Origin of the sequence: Collinsella sp. AM17-1, assembly GCF_003470665.1 — a bacterium.
GTDB lineage: Bacteria > Actinomycetota > Coriobacteriia > Coriobacteriales > Coriobacteriaceae > Collinsella.
The window spans coordinates 1-1,471 of sequence record NZ_QRJZ01000041.1; the positions used below are offsets into that span (position 1 = coordinate 1).

The window sequence follows — 1,471 nt, forward strand, 5'->3', positions numbered from 1 at the left end:
GGTGGCGCGCGCAGACGTGGTGTAAGAGCGTCCCGAGGTCCGTCGCTGCAAGTCCCGATGTTACTCCTTCTTGAGACCGCGCCTCTCGACTATCTCGTCCACTATCTCCCTGGCGCGCCGCCCGAGCGCGCGGCGCCTCCCCTCTGTCGGGGCCGGCCTGTCCGCGGGCTCGGCGAAGCCCTCGGCGGCCGAGGCCTCGGAGAACACGCGCTGCTGGGACCACTGTCCCTCGGTCTCCATGAGGCTCGCGCACGTCAGGCGCAGCATCGACTCCCTCGAGGGGAAGGACTGCACGACCCTGTAGCGGCGCTTGATCTCGCGGTTGGCGCGCTCCTGGACGTTGTTGGTGCGGAGCTTGGCCCAGTGCGCCCTGGGGAAGGCCGTGAACGCCAGCGCGGAGTCCTCGGCCTGCTCGAAGACCTCGCCGGCCCTGGCGGACACCGACGCCACCCAGGGCGCCGCCTCGGCCCACACGCAGCGCGCGAGGTCGGGGTCGTCCTGGTAGACCGCGGCGTGCACGAGGTCCCTGATGGCCGCCTTGGAGTCCTCGGGCCTGCCCGAGCAGGCGCTCTGGAGGTTGCGCTGCAGGTGCGTCACGCAGCGCTGCCAGGCGCAGCCCTGGAACAGGCGCGAGACGGCGGCCACGAGCCCGGCGTGGCTGTCGGAGACCACGAGGCGAACGCCGGCCAGCCCGCGCTCGCGCAGCCCGCCGAGGAATGCCGCCCAGGAGTCCTCGCTCTCGGTGTCGACCACGTCGCAGCCCAGGAAGTGCTTGCGCCCGTCGGCGCCCAGCCCGATCGCGGTCACGACGCCCTGCGAGACGACCGACGAGCCGACCCTGCAGCTCATGTAGGTGGCGTCGAGCCACAGGTAGCAGCACGGCGTGCCCGACAGGTCGCGGCGGCGGAACTCCGCCACCTCGGCGTCGAGGTCGGAGCAGAGGCTCGAGACCTCCGAGCTCGACAGCGAGGATATGCCCAGCTTGGACGCCACGCGCTCGACCTTGCGGGTGGACACGCCGCATACGTACATCTCCTGCACGATGGCGGCCACCGAGGTGTCGACGCGCGACCATCGCGCGAGCATGCCCTCGGGGTAGTAGGTGCCGTGCCTGAGCTTGGGTATCTCGAGCTCCACGTCGCCCACGGCGGTCTTGAGCGACCTGGGGCGGTAGCCGTTGCGGCTGTTCTCCCTGCCGTCGCTGCGCTCGTTGCGGCTCGCGCCGCACATCTGCTGGGCCTCGGAGTCCATCAGCGCGTTCATCACGCTGCCCAGCACCCTGCACGCGAACTCGCGCGCGTCGCCGCACTCCTGCCAAAGCCTCGCCGCCTCGAGGGCCTCGTCGCGGCCGAGGCGCAGTACACTCTCTTCTTGGGGCATCGCCTTTCCTTCCATTCGTCACCTTCATTACTCCAACGACGAATTCTAGGCGGTGTCCCCTCCCTTTCAAGAAAGGGCGGAGGCGGGGCAT

General features: G+C 70.1%; 1 protein-coding gene. It reads right to left on the reverse strand.

Annotated features, from left to right (window positions below; all coding sequences use genetic code 11):
- Positions 1-60: 60 nt before the first annotated feature.
- Entirely contained in the window at positions 61-1,380 is a 1,320-nt protein-coding gene (locus DW195_RS10225) for an IS256 family transposase (protein WP_233540869.1), read from the reverse strand.
- Between the last annotated feature and the right edge of the window lie 91 nt (positions 1,381-1,471).